17 protein-coding genes are annotated in these 16,236 nt (G+C 42.6%); 5 read left to right on the forward strand and 12 right to left on the reverse strand.

The features are described from left to right. Positions 1-8: 8 nt before the first annotated feature. The 3 genes from ccrZ to BMI76_RS00485 are packed head-to-tail and all read right to left on the reverse strand — an operon-like array spanning position 9 to position 2,612. Entirely contained in the window at positions 9-791 is a 783-nt protein-coding gene (gene ccrZ, locus BMI76_RS00475; protein ID WP_075345677.1) for a cell cycle regulator CcrZ, read from the reverse strand. Between the two features lie 58 nt (positions 792-849). Beyond that, positions 850-1,884 carry an ABC transporter permease gene (locus BMI76_RS00480; RefSeq protein WP_075345678.1) on the reverse strand — a complete coding sequence of 345 codons (1,035 nt, stop codon included), beginning with the start codon at positions 1,882-1,884 and terminating at the stop codon, positions 850-852. Between the two features lie 2 nt (positions 1,885-1,886). Next, positions 1,887-2,612 carry an ABC transporter ATP-binding protein gene (locus BMI76_RS00485; RefSeq protein ID WP_075345679.1) on the reverse strand — a complete coding sequence of 242 codons (726 nt, stop codon included), beginning with the start codon at positions 2,610-2,612 and terminating at the stop codon, positions 1,887-1,889. Between the two features lie 64 nt (positions 2,613-2,676). Between BMI76_RS00485 and BMI76_RS00490 the strand changes: the two genes are divergently transcribed. Together BMI76_RS00490 and BMI76_RS00495 are read left to right on the forward strand one after the other, a co-directional pair. After that, positions 2,677-3,096 carry an HIT family protein gene (locus tag BMI76_RS00490; protein WP_075345680.1) on the forward strand — a complete coding sequence of 140 codons (420 nt, stop codon included), beginning with the start codon at positions 2,677-2,679 and terminating at the stop codon, positions 3,094-3,096. Further along, positions 3,093-3,386 carry a hypothetical protein gene (locus BMI76_RS00495; protein ID WP_075345681.1) on the forward strand — a complete coding sequence of 98 codons (294 nt, stop codon included), beginning with the start codon at positions 3,093-3,095 and terminating at the stop codon, positions 3,384-3,386. The genes BMI76_RS00490 and BMI76_RS00495 overlap by 4 nt, the downstream gene beginning before the upstream one ends. 67 nt (positions 3,387-3,453) lie before the next feature. On the opposite strand, the gene BMI76_RS00500 is transcribed toward BMI76_RS00495, so the two are convergent. The 5 genes from BMI76_RS00500 to BMI76_RS00520 all read right to left on the reverse strand — a co-directional run bounded on the left by BMI76_RS00500 (position 3,454) and on the right by BMI76_RS00520 (position 7,950). Further along, entirely contained in the window at positions 3,454-4,704 is a 1,251-nt protein-coding gene (locus BMI76_RS00500) for an LCP family protein (protein WP_075345682.1), read from the reverse strand. 10 nt (positions 4,705-4,714) lie between these two features. After that, the gene (locus BMI76_RS00505; RefSeq protein WP_075345683.1) at positions 4,715-5,236 is read right to left on the reverse strand and encodes a GNAT family N-acetyltransferase; all 522 of its coding nucleotides are present in this window, start codon (positions 5,234-5,236) and stop codon (positions 4,715-4,717) included. Further along, complete coding sequence (tsaE, locus tag BMI76_RS00510) at positions 5,229-5,672, reverse strand: tRNA (adenosine(37)-N6)-threonylcarbamoyltransferase complex ATPase subunit type 1 TsaE (protein WP_075345684.1); 444 nt, start codon at positions 5,670-5,672, stop codon at positions 5,229-5,231. The genes BMI76_RS00505 and tsaE overlap by 8 nt, the downstream gene beginning before the upstream one ends. 175 nt (positions 5,673-5,847) lie before the next feature. Next, the gene (locus tag BMI76_RS00515) at positions 5,848-7,278 is read right to left on the reverse strand and encodes an NCS2 family permease (protein ID WP_075345685.1); all 1,431 of its coding nucleotides are present in this window, start codon (positions 7,276-7,278) and stop codon (positions 5,848-5,850) included. A 72-nt stretch (positions 7,279-7,350) separates the two neighbouring features. Further along, entirely contained in the window at positions 7,351-7,950 is a 600-nt protein-coding gene (locus tag BMI76_RS00520; protein ID WP_075345686.1) for a DUF1361 domain-containing protein, read from the reverse strand. Positions 7,951-8,060: 110 nt separating this feature from the next. Between BMI76_RS00520 and BMI76_RS00525 the strand changes: the two genes are divergently transcribed. After that, the gene (locus BMI76_RS00525) at positions 8,061-8,873 is read left to right on the forward strand and encodes a Cof-type HAD-IIB family hydrolase (protein WP_075345687.1); all 813 of its coding nucleotides are present in this window, start codon (positions 8,061-8,063) and stop codon (positions 8,871-8,873) included. Positions 8,874-9,243: 370 nt separating this feature from the next. Here BMI76_RS00525 and dinB read toward each other — a convergent pair whose 3' ends face one another. Beyond that, complete coding sequence (gene dinB / locus BMI76_RS00530) at positions 9,244-10,350, reverse strand: DNA polymerase IV (RefSeq protein WP_075345688.1); 1,107 nt, start codon at positions 10,348-10,350, stop codon at positions 9,244-9,246. A gap of 20 nt (positions 10,351-10,370) precedes the next feature. Beyond that, the gene (locus BMI76_RS00535; RefSeq protein WP_075345689.1) at positions 10,371-11,030 is read right to left on the reverse strand and encodes a hypothetical protein; all 660 of its coding nucleotides are present in this window, start codon (positions 11,028-11,030) and stop codon (positions 10,371-10,373) included. A 225-nt stretch (positions 11,031-11,255) separates the two neighbouring features. On the opposite strand from BMI76_RS00535, the gene pflB reads away from it, so the two are divergent. Together pflB and BMI76_RS00545 are read left to right on the forward strand one after the other, a co-directional pair. After that, positions 11,256-13,589 (forward strand): formate C-acetyltransferase, encoded by a 2,334-nt coding sequence (gene pflB, locus BMI76_RS00540; protein WP_075345690.1) that lies wholly within the window; start codon positions 11,256-11,258, stop codon positions 13,587-13,589. Between the two features lie 165 nt (positions 13,590-13,754). Beyond that, positions 13,755-14,228, forward strand: coding sequence for a GNAT family N-acetyltransferase (locus tag BMI76_RS00545; RefSeq protein WP_075345691.1), 474 nt, complete (start codon positions 13,755-13,757; stop codon positions 14,226-14,228). Positions 14,229-14,317: 89 nt separating this feature from the next. On the opposite strand, the gene BMI76_RS00550 is transcribed toward BMI76_RS00545, so the two are convergent. Both BMI76_RS00550 and BMI76_RS00555 read right to left on the reverse strand, forming a co-directional pair. Then, positions 14,318-15,247, reverse strand: coding sequence for a serine hydrolase domain-containing protein (locus BMI76_RS00550; RefSeq protein ID WP_075345692.1), 930 nt, complete (start codon positions 15,245-15,247; stop codon positions 14,318-14,320). Next, positions 15,244-16,002 carry a CppA N-terminal domain-containing protein gene (locus tag BMI76_RS00555; protein WP_075345693.1) on the reverse strand — a complete coding sequence of 253 codons (759 nt, stop codon included), beginning with the start codon at positions 16,000-16,002 and terminating at the stop codon, positions 15,244-15,246. Before BMI76_RS00555 ends, BMI76_RS00550 begins: the two co-directional genes overlap by 4 nt. Positions 16,003-16,236: the final 234 nt, after the last annotated feature.

Below are 16,236 nucleotides of genomic sequence, written 5' to 3' on the forward strand. Positions count from 1 at the left end.
CTTTCTTTCTAAAAGGATTCTCTGAATTTGCGCAGTTCATAGATTTCCTGATTGACATTTTCCATATCGCGGTTTTCATAATATTTTAAAATCTGTGACAGGTAAGAAAGCTGACCGTACCATTTAATCTTTTGAAAGACTTTTTCATTTTTCTTATAACCGTAATAAGTCAGCCATTCCGGCCAGCGGGTATGCGGAATATAATGGCTTAAAATATGGGCCACATCATACATACGGTCTGTCACACGCACTGAATCCCAATCCACCAAGTAAATCAAACCGCTGGTTGTCACCACCCAGTTGCTGTGTCTGACATCTCCGTGAACAATGGTCGCATAGTCCTTCTTAAAATCAGGCAGATTGCGCTTCATTTCGGCAACTACAGACTGTAAGTAGGCATTTTCTGCAATTTGATAAGGCGCACTGCGCTCCCAAGACAGCAGTAAGTCCAGCGGCCCTTCTATCTTATAATTTAATTGCAGCAGCTGGTTTACCAAGGGCTTTGATTTGTGCATCTGCAGCAGAATCTGAATAATCTGCTTACTGTTCATATCAGCTCTGGTTAAGAGTCTGCCGTCCAGCCATTCCTGAGCACTCATCATATCACCGTTGCCCAGGCGCTTGGCCCATAAAAGCTGCGGTGCGATCTGTTCTTTGGCCAGAGCCGCTAAAATCGGCGTTGTGTTGATTTTTACAAAAATCTTATCACCATTGGGATAAGTGCCGATATAGGCTTGACCGCTTTTCCCTTTTAAGGGTGTCAAGGTTAAATCTTTATCTGATTGGATCACACGCTTTCCCTCCTTTTCATCTCGAATCACTAGTCCTATTTTACTTGTTTTATACAGCTTAGTCAATCATCTTCTTTATTTTGTAGGACAGGTAGAGTTCATTTAAAATAATCATTGCTGCCGCTAGAAAAAGCGACTTCTGCCAAGAAAAGCTAAAGCATATTTCAATAGCAGTCAGCAGGTACAGAACAAGCCGCAAAAATTGCTTGAGATTAGTTTTTTTAGCCTTGCTGTCAATTGGAAAAAGCCTGGTCAGATACTGATAATCATAGTGCTTATACAAGGCCAGCAGCTGAAACAGCAGCAGATAATTAAAGAGCACAGCCAAACCTGCTGACATCAAAGGATTGGCAATGAAAACAAGGCTCAGCAAACTTAAAATACCCAAACGCAGCGTAAGACCCAGATAATCACCGCTCCGCAAAAAAGCACGTAAATAGAGATGCCCCCAAGTATGACTGTGCTTTCGCAATAGAAAACCTGTCACAAAGTCCAGATAAGAGCGGCGCTTAACACTGGCAGAAAGGCCCTTAACATTGGTGAAGAGAGAGAAGAATTTTAAAATTATCTGCCGGCGCTTTCTTTCTTGACTGATAGCCTTGACCCAGTCCAGTTTTCCTTCATGCACAAAGACCTGCACTTTTTTGGCAATAATCAGCCATTTTAAAGCAAGAAAAACAAGCAGAAAAATCACAAAAGAAACAAAAGACATTCCCAAGCGCAAAAATAAGGGCGCTAAAATCAAAAGAAAAATAAGCTGCAGCGTTCCCCAAAAGAGGAAGGCCCGCTTTTGAGCCCCTTTGATTAAGGAAACGACTTCCTTTTCCTTCACTATTAAAAAATGCTGATCAGCCGGCTCCAGATAAGTGGCTGAATTTCCCCAAAAAAGCAGAGCTGCAACCACCACAGATAAAACGATGATGACAGGCAGATGATTGACGGGAAAATGCTTTAACAGCTGACTGTACTGCACCATGAGAAAGCCCAGCAGAAAAATGAGCACCAAAACAAAATGGTCATTAAACACATAGCGCAGGTATTTGCTGCTTTGAGTAAGAAAAGCGAACCGCCTTTTGCTAAATATTGTTTTCATAATCACGCCTCTTTGGTCAAAGCCATATAAATATCATTGAGACTGGCTGTAGGACTGCCGAAATCGGCCCGTAAGTCGTCCAGCCTACCTTGGGCTCTGATCTGTCCGGCATGCAGAATAACAAAACGGTCACACATTTTTTCTGCCGAATCAAGAACATGCGTTGACATGAGAATGGATTTTCCCTTTGCTTTTTCAGCCGCCAAAAGCTTAGTCAAGTCCGCAATAGCTACAGGATCCAGCCCCAAGAAAGGTTCATCAATAATAAAAAGACTAGGATTAACAACAAAAGCACAAATAATCATCACTTTTTGTTTCATACCCTTAGAAAAATGGCTGGGAAACCAGTCGAGCTTATCTTCCAGCCTGAACAGCTCCAAAAGCTTTTGAGCACGGCTCATTGCTTCTGCCTGTTCAATATCATAGGCCATAGCGATGGTCTCAAGATGCTCTTTCAGCGTTAGCTCCTCATAAAGACTGGGGGTCTCAGGGATAAAACCGATTTTCTTACGGTAATCTTCTTCCTGTTCGGACAGGGTCAGCCCATCAATGCTGATTTTCCCTTCATAGGGGGTCAGAAGACCGATAATTTCATTAATCGTCGTTGATTTACCGGCACCATTGAGCCCGATCAGACCGACTAATTCGCCGTCGTCTACTTGAAAACTGATATTTTTTAGGACAGGGATATTGACATAACCGCCTGTCAGATTTTCGATTTTTAACATGACGTTTCTTTCTAACTTTGATATACTATATTATAACAAAAACAAGCTAAGAAGGTGATTTTTAATGGACAATTGTATTTTTTGCAAGATTATAGCGGGTGACATTCCTTCATCAAAAATCTACGAGGATGAAGACGTTTTAGCCTTTCTGGATATTTCACAGGCTACTGTAGGCCATACTTTGGTCATTCCCAAAGAACATGTTCGCAATGCTCTGTCTATGGACGAAAAGAGCGCAGCCAAACTGTTTGCCCGGATTCCTAAAATTGCCCGCGCCCTGAAAAAAGCAACCCAGGCCGACGGACTTAATATTATTAATAACAATGAAGAAGCAGCCGGACAGACCGTTTTTCACGCTCACGTGCACCTGGTTCCCCGCTTTGCGGATTCAGACGAATTTGCCATTCATTTTGTAGAGCATGAACCCGATTTCCCTGCTCTTGCTCAGTTGGCTGAGAAAATTCATGAGGAGATTGAGGCATGAAAGTAAAAACCTTTATTGTTTCAAGCATCCTTGGAGCAGGTCTTTACCTGCTTTATCAAAAACGCCATGTTCTCCAAAACTCGCTGACAGAATCCAAGCAGCATTTTGACCGGGCAAAGGCTGATGCCGACAATATCAAAAACAGTTTGCTCACCATCAATCAGCAAACAGAAAAACTGGCTGCCATCAGTCAGGAGTTAGCTTACAAATTTCGGGTTCTGCAGGAAGAGAGCCAGTCTCACTTAGCAGAAATTAAAAAAACAACTCAGAAGTACGGCTCCAAAGATTAAATCTGTTTACAGCATAAAACAAGAGAGGAAAGCACTTATGCGCTGACCTCTCTTTTCTATTGTTCAATTAATAACCGGAGCCTGCAGCGGGCTGCTGGTAATTTCCTTGGTTATAATAACCGCCCTGATCAGAATAGCTGCCTGAATTGGATGAACCGCCCGAGCTATAGTCTGAACCCGAGCTTGCCCCTGAATCGTAACCATAAGCTGAGCCGGCTCCGTAATCAGAGGAGCTGCTTGAGCCTGAATAATCACTGCTGCTATAGTCTGAAGCGCTCGATTCACTGTCATACACACTGGTATCACCGTACAGACTTTCATAGAGACTGGCTGTTGTTTTCAGGTTTTCCGCAGTCGATTTTTTCTGTCCCAGCTGCTTCTTGATACGATTTTGCACCTTGAGCATTTCCTTGGCTGTTACCAGCTGATAAGAACCGCCGTCAATAGTGGCTGATTCGCCTTTAAGCTGATAAGTTTTAACATTTTTAAGAGCATCGCTGTAGCCCAGAAGATTAGGAATAGTAGAGCTGGAAATTTCAATATTAGTCTGCATATTCTTGCTGACAGCAGACAGAATTTTACGGTACTTGCTGACACTGTCCAGAGCCAAAATCTTTTTCAAGACCTTGCTGATAACTTCGCGCTGCCGCTTTTGCCGGCCATAATCGCCATCGGGATCATCATAGCGCATCCGAGAATAAACAAGAGCCTGCTCGCCGTTAATCTTGTGACGGCCGGGTTCTACAGACGCTGTAAACTCAGGCTCGTGTTCTTCTATAGAAATAGGAAAATCAAAGTGATTGGTCACCGTGATACCGCCCACAGCGTCTACCAGCTGAACCAGACCTTTCATGTTGATTTGAACATACTTGTCAACCGTAATATCAAGCATATCCTGAACAGTCATGATTGCCATTTTGGCTCCGCCGGCAGCATAGGCAGCGTTCAGCTTGGCATCATAGCCTGTCTGTTCATTACTTTTGGGTCCGGACAGCTTGATTAAAATATCACGCTCCAAACTGGTCATGGTTGTCTTTTTCGTCTTTGGATTAATAGTTACCAGAATCATGGAATCGCTGTTGCCTTCCCATTTGGACGTTCTTTCTGCCGAACCGGTATCTACTCCCATCAAAAGGATACTGAAAGGTTTTTCGTCAGCAATAACATCTTTTCCTGAACCTGTTCCATAGTCTTTAAAAGTCTTTGAAAATTCACCCAAAGAAAAATTATAGATACTTGTCGCATAAACCCCCAAAGCAAGAAAGCTTGTAAGAACTATGGTGACAAGCATGATTAAAATTTTTTTACCAATTTTCATCTGTTTTTCGTTAATCTATCAGTTTCCCCATCAGGTAAACATCAAGAAATTCTCCATCTTTTGTTTTTGCACCACGTTTCTTGATGCCTTCAATTTCAAAACCAAACTTTTCATAAATATGTACTGCTTTGGCGTTGCGCTGCTGAACAGTTAATTCCAATCTGCGGATGACAGAGCTGTGTTCTGCCCAGTCAATCGCAGCCTCCATCAAGAGCTGGCCTATCCCATAACCCCAATAGTCTTTTAAAACTGCTAGAAAAATATCGCCAATATGATTGATGCGGTTGTGGCTGTAGGCAGAAACCATCAGGACACCTACGACACGATCTTCAATTTTAGCCACAAGACAGATTTCATTGAACGACTGTGATTTTTGCTCAATAAATTCAGCCATTTCCTGAGCGTTCATATGAGGACTGTCTTCATCCCGCGTAATAAAATCAGTTTCTTTTGTCAGCTGTTTCAAGGCGGCGGCTAAACTTGCCGCATCCTCAGGCAGCACCTCACGGACAATAACCTCTTGCTCAATCATGATCAATTTCCTCTGCTAACGCTTGACTGCGTGACCCATGCGGAATAAAGGTCAGCTGTCTGCCCTCATCCAGCCTGTCTATCTGGATAGTCAAGTAGTCGTCAAAAAGAGCAGCATCCAGCAGTTCTCCCCATTCGATGACAGTCACCCCATCACCAAAAAGAAAATCATCCAAATCAATAGAGTCAGGATCATCACCAATACGATAGACATCCAGGTGGTAAAGCGGCAGTCTACCTTCATACTCACGGACAATTGTATAGGTAGGGCTCTTAACCATCTGCGTAATCCCCAAACCTTTAGCAATTCCTTTTGTAAGAGTCGTCTTGCCAGCCCCTAAATCTCCTGTCAAAACAAGTACGTCCTGAGCTTTGAGCTTTTGACCAAGCCTTTGACCGAAAGCCAGAAGCTGATTTTCATTTTGGCTATAAAACATAGACATATTATATCAAAATGTTTTACCTCTTCCAACTATTTTCCGAAAAAGCAGAAAAATTTTGCTGATTCCCCAAAGAAGAGCAGCAAAAAAGAACAGGCCTCCGCTGAACCAGCGCCTGAGTCCTGTTCCTTTATTATTAATCAAAAAGTGCTGAGCCAATTTCATTAAATGTCTATAAGACTGCCAGACTGATGAAGTTCAAAATGAAAAGAACATCAAGCACCCAAATAATCGGGTGGATATCTTTTGCTTCTTTTTTAATAACTTTTGAAAAAGTATAGAAAAGAAAACCGGTCGCAATTCCCTGAGTGATACTGTAAGCAAGACCCATGAAAATTGTCGCAAAGAAGGCTGGGATAGCCTCACTCATATCAGACCATTCAATGTCTTTAAGACTGGACAGCATCATAATTCCCACAATCAAAAGCACGGCGGCTGTTGCCTGGGTTGGAACGATAGCAAGAAGGGGACTGAAGAAACTTGAAACAGCAAAGAGAGCTGCTACGACAACTGCTGTCAGACCTGTGCGGCCGCCAGCACCAATACCTGCTGCCGATTCTACAAAGGTAGTGACATTTGAGGTTCCGGCAATGGCGCCGACAGTGGTTCCCACCATATCGGAAAACAGCGCCTTATCCATCTTGTTTTTCAGACCGCTCGATTGAGAGTTATCTGTTACATCAAAAATACCTGCTTTGGCACCTGTACCGATCAGCGTACCGACATTATCAAAGATATCTGTCAAAGCAAAGGCCAAGACTGTCATCAGCACTTCAGGAATACGTCCGGCATCTGAAAACAGAGCGCCTAAACCTTTACTTCCAAGAGCTGCTCCAAAAATAGTTCCCAGATCCTTAACGGCAGCCGCCGGATTATTGGCTGAAAAGTCAATAGCTGACAAATCAACAATACCAGCCAGAATAGCAATAACAGTCGTCAGAATAATAGACAGAATAACACCGCCCTTGATATTTTTAATAATGAAAAAGGCAGTGATGATAATCCCAACAACAGCAACGACAACCGCAGGATTGTTGAAATTCACCAGCGATGGAGTTGCCGAAGAGTTAGCTGTAATAGAAGCCAAGCCTTTTGCTGCTCCTTTACCGGAAATTGTATAGGTCCCGGGATCAATAGCAAAGCTTAAGAGACCGGCATTTTTCAAACCGATGTAAGTTAAGAAAACACCGATACCGGCACTGATGGCTTTTTTTAGACTGTCAGGAATTTCATCAATAATCATCCGGCGAACCTTGGTCAGCGTAATAACAATAGAGATAACACCGCAGATAAAGACCATAGCTAAGGCCTCCTGCCAGGTGTAGCCCAGCGAGAAGACAACCGTATAGGTGAAGAAAGCATTGAGTCCCATACCCGGCGCCATAGCATAAGGAATATTAGCATAAAGCCCCATCATCAAAGTTCCGGCAATGGATCCGATAATGGTAGCCAGAAAAACACCCTGTGACGGCATTCCCGTCTGGCTTAAAATAGACGGGTTAACAAATAAGATGTAACTCATGGCAAAAAAAGTGGTAAAACCAGCCAGCACTTCGGTACGGACCGTTGTCTTGTTTTCTTTCAGTTTAAAAAACTTTTCCATTATAAAAATACAGTCTCCTTTTTATGAACGATAGTCCTATTATAGCTAAAGATTGGACGCTCTTCAAGAGCTTTATTTAGTATTTTCCTGATTGAAAAAGAGCAGAACCATTACCTGCAAAAAGGTAAATCCCAGAATAAAAGGCAGGGCACTTTGTGAAAATACCTTGGTCAGCTCATCGATGACAAGCAGGGGCCGCAGAGCTATATCCCATGAATTGAGTCTGGCATAGCGTCCCAGATGAATAGCCATGCTGGACACAAATGAAAGCAGCAGCATCAGAACTAACTTGGCATAAAAATCCCTAATGTTAAAACGTTTAAAAAACTGACTGACACTCTCAGCACCGCACAGGACGCCAAACAAAATACTAGCCAGAAAAAGAAAATAAAGGATGAGGCTCCTTGGATCACTGAAAATGCTGGTCACAAAGTTCATATGAACTACATCTGTCAGCATGTAAAAAGTATTGGGGTAAAAGAAAAACCAAAGCAGCCCAAAAAGCAGGCTCAGAAAAAGATTCTTAAAACGATTCAGGCAAAAGCTAAAATCCAGAGCCGACAGTGCCAGAAACATATTCCAGATCAGATACTTTTCCTCTATTTTAAAATAGAGGATGGCTCCAGAAATGATAACGAAGAAAAGATGGCTGATTAATAGCTTGTTTTTCATAGCGAACTCCTTATTTACTGAAAATCAATTATACCACACTGTCCTCTGACACCAAACCAACTCACTATCTTTTCTTGCCTATTTTTCTTACTTTCTGCTATAATGGCTCTATGACTAAAAAAACGATTGCTATTGATTTAGATGGGACACTTCTTAGAAGTGACGGCACCATTTCAGATTATACGGTGGCCATTATCAAAAAAATTCAGGAGCAAGGACATCTGGTCATTATCTCAACCGGCCGTCCTTACCGCATGGCTCTGGAATTTTATAAAATTCTGGGATTAAAAACACCAATGATTAATTTCAACGGTTCCCTCATCCATATTCCTGAACAAAAATGGGCTGGTGAGCACAGGGTTAAGATTGAACGTAAATACCTCTTTGAAGTTTTGAAAAATGAAAAGGCCTTTGAAGCGGATTTTATTGCCAGCGAATACCGTAAAAAATTCTATCTGACTTTCAATCACCGCCAGACCATCAAACCGGAAATATTTGGGGTCAAAGAGCTGACCGATAAGATGCAGCTCAAACCAGAAAAAATTACCCGCGACCCGCATGCCCTGCTCATGCAAACCCGAGTTGAGGACAAATATGCTCTGGCTGACGATATGCGCCGCCATTTCAACCACGAAATGGAAATCAGCAGCTGGGGCGGTCCTATGAATATTCTGGAATTCTCGCCCAAGGGCGTTAACAAGGCTTATGCCCTTAAGCACCTGCTAAAAACGCTCAACCTCTCCAAAGAGGATTTAATTGCTTTTGGCGATGAGCACAATGACCGTCAGATGCTGGCCTTTGCTTCTGTTGGCTACGCTATGAAAAATGCCAGCCAAGTCCTGCTTCCCTATGCGGATAAAATGACAGCATTTGATAATGATCACGATGGTGTGGCTAAAGAATTAAAAAAGTTGCTTTTGTAAATTAAAAAAGAGTGGACAGACAGGATTGCTGCGCCTCACTCACAAAATAATGTCAGCCAGGTAAGATAAGCAGCTGCGTCCGGAATTGAGGATGAAAAGAGAGTGGAAGGTTTTTATTCCACTCTTTTTTGAGCTTTATATCACTGAAGGTAAGACGAAGGCCAAAGAAGTGACATGAAAACGGGCGAAAAACAACGGCTGGCCAGCACTTCCACTTAACACCATAAACAGCCATCGGCCGAACTGCAGTCTCACCTCAAAAACATTCCCCCCAGAAATCTTAAAATATGAGAGATGTAATTCTTTATCCTGATTCTAGCTGGGCTTGGCACTGCCGGTATTTCTTAGTCCCTTGCCGGCTCCATTCAACTTAAAAATCATCTGCTGTCAAGGAAAACTCTTCCTTATTACTGTCTTCTAGAGCCGTTACTGTTACACCCAGCAATCGAACACCGGAGTTGTTTTCAGCAAGGCTGTCAAAAATTTGATGAGCCTGATGTTCAATAACATCAAAGTCCTGTGTTGGAAAATCTAATGTCTTGCGCTTGGTAAGGGTCGAAAAATCCGAGTAACGAACTTTGATGACGACAACCCTTCCCTTTCTCTCATTTTTTATTAAGCTGTCGGCCACCCGTCTCGCATTTTTGGAAAGTTCCAGTTTGATGTCTTCATCGCTGTAAAGGAGTTTACTGTAAGTCCTTTCGCTGCCGATAGATTTGCGAATGCGATCATTTTTGACGGGTGAATTGCTGATGCCGCGCGCCTTTCGATAGAGATCAAAGCCAAAACGGCCAAAGAGATCAATCAGAGTCATTTCTGGTATCTGCTGCAAATCTTTGCCGGTAAAAACATTGAGTTCATGGAGTTTCTCAACTGATTTTTTGCCCACTCCGTAAAATTTTTCAATGGGCAGATCAGCTAAAAACTCCTCTGCCTCATCAGGCAGAATAACCGTCAAACCGCGGGGCTTCTCATAGTCGCTGGCCAGTTTAGCCAGAAATTTATTATAGGATACTCCGGCTGAACAGGTCAGATGCAGCTCATTCCAGATATCGTGCTGAATCAATTTAGCTATTTTAACAGCAGACTTAATCTTCGGCTTATTCTCTGTAACATCTAAATAGGCCTCATCAATGCTCATAGGTTCTACCAAATCCGTGTAACGTTTGAAAATATCCCGAACCTGCATGCCGATTTCACGGTATTTGGCATGATTGCCCCTGATAAAAACAGCCTGCGGACAGCGTTCATAGGCTTCTTTAGAAGACATGGCTGAGTGGATTCCAAATTTTCGCGCTTCATAATTGCAGGTCGAGACCACACCGCGGCCGCCTGTCTGACGGGGGTCCGCACCAATAACCAAGGGCTTCCCCCGCAGCTTGGGATTGTCCCGCTCTTCGACCGCAGCAAAAAAAGCATCCATATCAATATGAATGATCTTTCGCGATGTGTCATTAATCAGCGGGAAAATTAACATTAGACCTCCTCAGCAGAACCCTAAAGCATAAACAAACATGTTACTATCACCAAGGTTTTCTTATAGTCTTTATTGACCAAAAGGTAGACACTGCCAAATAAAAAGCCGGCCAGACAGGTTAAAATACCTGTCAGGACACTTCCTTTTGACAAAATATGCATCAAGCCCCAAGTCAGCCCCAACAGAATACCGCCATAGGGGATTTTATCATTTTTAAACCAGAGTTCAAAAGCCTTCTGCCCAAAAACCAAGACCAGTGAAATCAAAAAGCTTTCAGCTATATAGTAGAGGTATTGAAACACAAATTTCAGCCAGCCCAGATGCTGAAATTCAATCAAAATTTTAAACCCTTTCCAATCCCAATACTGAACCAGTGTGATAAGGACAAAACTCAGGATAACTGCCAACCATTGCCAGACAGACACTCTCTTTTTATTGCCTTTTAGAAGATCAAGACCGGTCTGCTTCTTACCCAAAGCAATGATAGCAAGTCCTAAAGCCAGCCAGCCCAGACTGGTGACAATCCAGTGGCCAATCATCTGAGCTGGACTTGCCTGATTGAGCGAGATGCCAAAAAATTCTTCAATCGGCACTAACAGAATTTCAAATAAGAAGGCAGCTGCTGCATATAAGGCCAGCCATAGAAAAGTAAACCCTGTAACATTGTTTTTTGGTTTCATGGCAGACAGTCTCCTTTAAACTTTTAATAATCCTATTATCATTATACTCTATTTAGAGGATTTTTTCATTTATAGTACAGTTAAGTTTCTTTTAATGATCTGTATTATAAAAGAAAGTGTTTACAGCTAGAGCTTTTTAGTTGTGAAAACGGTTACTGTGTGATAGAATGTAACTGAAAAATGTAACAGATGGACTGTTACTAGAAAAAAAGAGGATATTTCATTATGGCAACTGTTAAAACTAACACTGACGTTTTCGAAAAAGCTTGGGAAGGTTTTAAAGGAACTGACTGGAAAAACAAAGCCAGCATCGCTCGCTTTGTACAAGCTAACTACACACCTTATGACGGTGACGAAAGCTTCTTGGCAGGACCAACTGAACGTTCTTTGAAGATCAAAAAGATTGTAGAAGAAACTAAGGCTAAATATGAAGAAGCTCGCCGTTTCCCAATGGACACCCGTCCAACATCAATCGCTGACATCCCTGCCGGCTACATTTCAAAAGATGATGAGTTGATTTACGGTATCCAAAATGATGAACTGTTCAAACTGAACTTCATGCCAAAAGGCGGTATCCGTATGGCTGAAACAGCTCTGAAGGAACATGGTTATGAACCAGACCCAGCTGTTCACGAAATCTTTACTAAATACGTTACAACTGTTAACGATGGTATTTTCCGTGCTTATACGTCTAACATTCGCCGTGCCCGTCACGCTCACACTGTAACCGGTCTGCCAGATGCATACTCACGCGGACGTATCATCGGTGTTTATGCACGTCTTGCCCTTTACGGTGCTGACTACTTGATGCAGGAAAAAGTTAACGACTGGAATGCTATCACTGAAATTGATGAAGAATCTATCCGTCTTCGTGAAGAAGTGAACCTTCAATACCAAGCACTCGGTGAAGTTGTTAAATTGGGTGACCTTTACGGTGTTGATGTGCGCAAACCTGCCATGAACGTTAAAGAAGCTATCCAATGGGTTAACATCGCATTTATGGCCGTCTGCCGTGTCATCAACGGTGCTGCTACTTCTCTCGGACGTGTGCCAATCGTTCTTGACATCTTTGCAGAACGTGACCTTGCCCGCGGAACATTCACTGAAAGTGAAATTCAAGAATTTGTAGATGACTTCGTTATGAAACTTCGTACCGTTAAATTTGCACGTACTAAAGCTTATGACGAACTTTACTCAGGTGACCCAACATTCATCACAACTTCTATGGCTGGTATGGGTGCTGACGGACGTCACCGTGTCACTAAGATGGACTACCGTTTCTTGAACACTCTTGACAACATCGGTAATGCTCCAGAACCAAACTTAACAGTTCTTTGGACTGACAAACTGCCTTATTCATTCCGCCGCTATTGTATGGTAATGAGCCACAAACACTCTTCTATCCAATACGAAGGTGTGACAACAATGGCTAAGGATGGTTACGGTGAAATGAGCTGTATCTCATGCTGTGTATCACCGCTTGACCCAGAAAATGAAGAACAACGTCACAACATCCAATACTTCGGTGCTCGTGTAAACGTCCTCAAAGCCCTTCTTACAGGTCTTAACGGCGGTTACGATGATGTTCACAAAGACTACAAGGTATTTGACATCGAACCTGTCCGTGATGAAGTTCTTGACTTTGATACCGTTAAAGCTAACTTTGAAAAATCTCTTGACTGGCTGACATCAACTTACGTAGATGCCCTTAATATCATTCACTACATGACAGATAAGTACAACTACGAAGCTGTTCAAATGGCCTTCCTGCCAACTAAACAGCGCGCTAACATGGGATTCGGTATCTGTGGTTTCGCAAATACTGTTGATACTCTGTCAGCTATTAAGTATGCTACTGTTAAACCAATCCGCGACGAAGATGGCTACATCTATGACTATGAAACAACCGGCGAATACCCACGCTGGGGTGAAGATGACCCTCGTTCAAACGAATTGGCAGAATGGCTGATTGAAGCTTACACTACTCGTCTTCGCAGCCACAAACTTTACAAGAACGCTGAAGCTACTGTATCACTTCTTACCATCACTTCAAACGTTGCTTACTCTAAACAAACTGGTAACTCACCAGTTCACAAGGGTGTTTATCTCAACGAAGATGGCAGCGTAAACTTGTCTAAACTTGAATTCTTCTCACCAGGTGCCAACCCATCTAACAAAGCTCGCGGCGGATGGCTGCAAAACCTCAACTCTCTTGCAAGCCTTGACTTTGCCTATGCAGCTGATGGTATCTCATTGACAACGCAAGTTTCACCTAAAGCACTTGGTAAAACATTTGACGAACAAGTTGATAACTTGGTAACAATTCTTGACGGTTACTTCGAAAACGGCGGTCAGCACGTTAACTTGAACGTTATGAGCCTCAAAGATGTTTACGACAAGATTATGAGTGGTGAAGATGTTATCGTTCGTATCTCTGGTTACTGTGTAAACACTAAATACCTGACACCAGAACAAAAGACTGAATTGACACAGCGTGTCTTCCACGAAGTTCTTTCAATGGACGATGCTGCTGAAGCTCTTAGCGGTCAAAAAGCTTAATCTTTAAAAGCTAGCAGACGAGTTTGGGACAGTATGTCTCAAACTCGTTTTTAATGTAAAAGCCGAAGCTGCATCTGCTGCTAACAGTTTTGATGACCTCATCTACAGCATATGCAAAGCGAGGCACTCCTGAAACTTTCTGCCTGATTCCTGACCAATAAAACTATGAAAATAAAACAAACGCGCGATACTTTATCAACTGTCTATCTTGATGCTGTTAAAATCAGAAACACAATCTTTGTCCAAGGACAGGGAGTTCCTCTTTCTATCGAAATTGATAAAAATGAGGCCCGCTGTATTCATTTCGTCCTTTATGATGATAATAACAGCCCCCTTGCGACCTGCCGGCTTCTGCCCAACAAGCAAAAAGATGTTATGACTCTGCAGCGGATGGCTGTTCTTGACAGCCACCAAGGGCTGGGCTTAGGGCGTATGATTCTGCAAGCAGCAGAAAAATTTGCCAAAGAACAAGGCTTTAAAAAGGTTACCCTTCATGCACAGATAAGCGCCTATAGCTTCTATGCTAAAAATGGCTATACACCAGTAGGTGAGCGATTTTTAGAGGCCGGTATTGAACATATCACTGTTGAAAAATTTCTCCAAAGCAAAAGGGCTGGAACAGTCCTGTACGCTGACTGACAGTCAGGCAGGGCTTGTTCCAGTCTCCCTATTTAATATTTAACTTTTTAAAAGCAGGCCGACAAAAGGCCTGCTTTTTTGCTTGTTTACTAGTTTAATTCTTGCCGGATCAGAGCTATTAGCTCATTGCGATCCAATATCCATTGGGCGCGCTCATCTTTTTCGTAGGTTCGGTTGCTTAGAAAAATAGCTGCACGCTGCTTGGGAATATTAATAAGAACAAAAGTTCCCGTATAACCAGTATGCAAAAGCCAGTCACCTTCCAAATCCCATGCCAGGCTGCGCTCCTTAGCATCAAGGGAATAATTTTTAGTCAGATGTCTTGCAAAATCATCAGCCAGATAGTGATTGACAAAAATTTCCAAATCTTTAAGCGTTGAAAATAAACCGGCCGAACCCGTATGAACACCTAAAACCTGGGCCTTGGGATCGTGGACTCTTCCTGGCGGAAGACCTCTGACCGTCGGAACGGCTGAGGAAACCGGACCAAAGGTTGTTTCCCTCATATTCCAAGGTGTAAAAATCTCCCGATTAAAAAGACTGGCTAAAGACTGGTCCGTCAGCTCTTCCAGCATAAAACCAAGTAAAATAAAATTAATATCCGTATATTTGAAAGACTTGTCTGCAGTCACCGTGATGTGGTTGACAGCATCTTTCAGCTCGGCTGCTGACAGACTGTTTCGATTGGGAATATAGGGATCAATACCGCTGGTATGTGTCAGAAGCTGCCGCAGCGTAAGCGACTTATCATGAAAAGCGGGGTAGTAAAACTGCAAAGAGCGATCCAGCTCTAAAAGGCCGCTGTTGAGCATGAAAGTGCAAACAGTTCCAACACCGACAACCTTGGAAACACTGGCCAAGTCGTAAAGGAGATTAGGCCTTGTTCTTTCTGCAGGAGACGTCTCTCCAAGATAAAACTCCTGCCAGCTGTCATTTTCATAAAGTGCCAGACTTGCTCCTAAATAAATGTGCTGGCTGATTTGGTCCTGAATCTTAGTGATTATCTTTTGATGGTTCATGATAATTTACGGAACCAAATTTCAATGCGGCTGGGATCCGACAGAACCAGAACTTTTTCCTTTTTATCCAAATAGACGTCCTGTCCCTTTTCTTCAAGGTAGACCTTCAAAGCTGCCAAATCATAGTCTGGAGTTACCTTAACTTCTAAAATTTCCAGATCCCAGGCAATATGCGGAGCAATCTCCAAATCATCTCCTAGCCCTTCAACAAAATCTACGGACAGCGGAAATTGATTTTGAAAAAGCCTTTGATAAAAATCCTGTGATTTGCCTTTATCAGGAACATTTAAGATAAGTTTTTCCACCCTATAGGCGGACAGTCCTTCAAAATCCTCCTGCGGCCGGATATCCGGTTCTTCTGCTTCTTTGAGAGTGCTCAGATCATCTTCAGCATGGAGTAAAAAAAGATCATTGTCCGGTGACAGAGCTTCAAAAGCATAGCCCTTTGCCCCTTTGAAAATCTTAACAGCCTCAGCCCCGTTTGCTAATAAAGCCGCAATCTCATCTGCCTTGTCAGCCTTGATAATCATTTTTTGCAACTTTTTCAAACCTTTAACCGCTCTGGTTCTAACATCAGGTGACTCTTCAATAATAAAACGACTCCCCGAATGAGACCAGTCCGTAAAAATAGCCAGTGCATTTTCTTCCGAAAACAGCCTAAAGCCTAAAGTCTTCTGATAAAAATCAATATTTTTATCGCGGTCATTAACCCGCAGGACCGGCGAGTGAAAATCCATTTGTTCAAATAAGCTCATTGTCCTATCCTCCCTTAACATTTCCATTTTAGACAAAATATGGCTATTTGACAAGAAATTATGTGCTCCATCAGGCATTTTTCATTAAAAAGCAGGAACAGACTGTTCCTGCCCCATCATTCACATTTATGGTTAAGCCCGCTCTTTTCAGCAGCTGTTGAGAAAAGGTCAGCATTTCAGCGTCATGCTTCATTCAGTCCAGCTGTCAGCGGCTTTTCTTTTAGTAAGCTCTTT

It is taken from the genome of Streptococcus sp. 'caviae', from assembly GCF_001937065.1.
In the GTDB taxonomy this organism is placed as follows: Bacteria; Bacillota; Bacilli; order Lactobacillales; family Streptococcaceae; genus Streptococcus.

Excerpts from the sequence above, each read along its gene's own strand:
- BMI76_RS00480 (WP_075345678.1), bottom strand. The coding sequence starts at position 1,884 with ATGAAAACAATATTTAGCAAAAGGCGGTTCGCTTTTCTTACTCAAAGC.
- BMI76_RS00485 (WP_075345679.1), bottom strand. The coding sequence starts at position 2,612 with ATGTTAAAAATCGAAAATCTGACAGGCGGTTATGTCAATATCCCTGTC.
- BMI76_RS00490 (WP_075345680.1), top strand. The coding sequence starts at position 2,677 with ATGGACAATTGTATTTTTTGCAAGATTATAGCGGGTGACATTCCTTCA.
- BMI76_RS00495 (WP_075345681.1), top strand. The coding sequence starts at position 3,093 with ATGAAAGTAAAAACCTTTATTGTTTCAAGCATCCTTGGAGCAGGTCTT.
- BMI76_RS00500 (WP_075345682.1), bottom strand. The coding sequence starts at position 4,704 with ATGAAAATTGGTAAAAAAATTTTAATCATGCTTGTCACCATAGTTCTT.
- BMI76_RS00505 (WP_075345683.1), bottom strand. The coding sequence starts at position 5,236 with ATGATTGAGCAAGAGGTTATTGTCCGTGAGGTGCTGCCTGAGGATGCG.
- tsaE (WP_075345684.1), bottom strand. The coding sequence starts at position 5,672 with ATGTTTTATAGCCAAAATGAAAATCAGCTTCTGGCTTTCGGTCAAAGG.
- BMI76_RS00515 (WP_075345685.1), bottom strand. The coding sequence starts at position 7,278 with ATGGAAAAGTTTTTTAAACTGAAAGAAAACAAGACAACGGTCCGTACC.
- BMI76_RS00520 (WP_075345686.1), bottom strand. The coding sequence starts at position 7,950 with ATGAAAAACAAGCTATTAATCAGCCATCTTTTCTTCGTTATCATTTCT.
- BMI76_RS00525 (WP_075345687.1), top strand. The coding sequence starts at position 8,061 with ATGACTAAAAAAACGATTGCTATTGATTTAGATGGGACACTTCTTAGA.
- dinB (WP_075345688.1), bottom strand. The coding sequence starts at position 10,350 with ATGTTAATTTTCCCGCTGATTAATGACACATCGCGAAAGATCATTCAT.
- BMI76_RS00535 (WP_075345689.1), bottom strand. The coding sequence starts at position 11,030 with ATGAAACCAAAAAACAATGTTACAGGGTTTACTTTTCTATGGCTGGCC.
- pflB (WP_075345690.1), top strand. The coding sequence starts at position 11,256 with ATGGCAACTGTTAAAACTAACACTGACGTTTTCGAAAAAGCTTGGGAA.
- BMI76_RS00545 (WP_075345691.1), top strand. The coding sequence starts at position 13,755 with ATGAAAATAAAACAAACGCGCGATACTTTATCAACTGTCTATCTTGAT.
- BMI76_RS00550 (WP_075345692.1), bottom strand. The coding sequence starts at position 15,247 with ATGAACCATCAAAAGATAATCACTAAGATTCAGGACCAAATCAGCCAG.
- BMI76_RS00555 (WP_075345693.1), bottom strand. The coding sequence starts at position 16,002 with ATGAGCTTATTTGAACAAATGGATTTTCACTCGCCGGTCCTGCGGGTT.